The organism is Actinocorallia lasiicapitis (assembly GCF_054778695.1).
This window is the reverse complement of record NZ_BAAGZI010000869.1, coordinates 1-681: the sequence shown is the minus strand read 5'-3', so window position 1 is coordinate 681 and position 681 is coordinate 1. Positions and strand designations below refer to the sequence as shown.

General features: G+C 76.2%; 1 protein-coding gene. It reads left to right on the top strand.

Annotated features, from left to right (window positions below; translation table 11 throughout):
• Nucleotides 1-681, top strand: a 681-nt coding sequence (locus tag ACYVE7_RS35205) for an aminotransferase class I/II-fold pyridoxal phosphate-dependent enzyme (protein ID WP_460371022.1), incomplete at both ends; no start/stop codon positions are given.

Below are 681 nucleotides of genomic sequence, written 5' to 3'. Positions count from 1 at the left end.
GATCTCGGCGGCCCGCGCCGCGGGACTGCATCCGGTACCGGTGCCGATGGACTCCGGCGGGGTCAGGCCCGAGCTGCGGGCCTGGTTCGGCGCGCTCGCCGGCGCCGACCCCGGCGACGTGCTGATCACCGACGGCGGGCAGGCGGCGCTCTGGACGATCCTGCGGTCGGTGCTGCCGCCCGGATCGCCCCTGCTGATGGAGTCGCCGACCTACCACGGGGCGATCTCGGCGGCCCGCGCCGCGGGACTGCATCCGGTACCGGTGCCGATGGACTCCGGCGGGGTCAGGCCCGAGCTGCTGGCCGAGGCGTTCGCCCGGACGGGGGCACGGGCGTTCTACACCCAGCCGACCTTCCACAACCCGACCGGCGCGGTCCTCGCACCGGACCGCCGCGACCAGGTCGTCGCGGTGGCGCGGGCGGCGGGCGCGTTCGTCGTGGAGGACGACTACGCCCGCCATCTCGCGATCTCCTCGCCCCCGCCGCCGCTGGTGGCGGGCGACCGCGACGGCACCGTGATCCATATCGCGTCGCTGACCAAGGCGATCGCCCCGTCACTGCGGATCGCGGGCGTGGTGGCGCGCGGCCCCGTCGCCGAGCGGCTGCGCGCCACCCAGCTCGTCGAGTCGTTCTTCCCGCCGCGCCCCCAGCAGGAGACGGCGCTGGAGCTGGTGACGGCCCC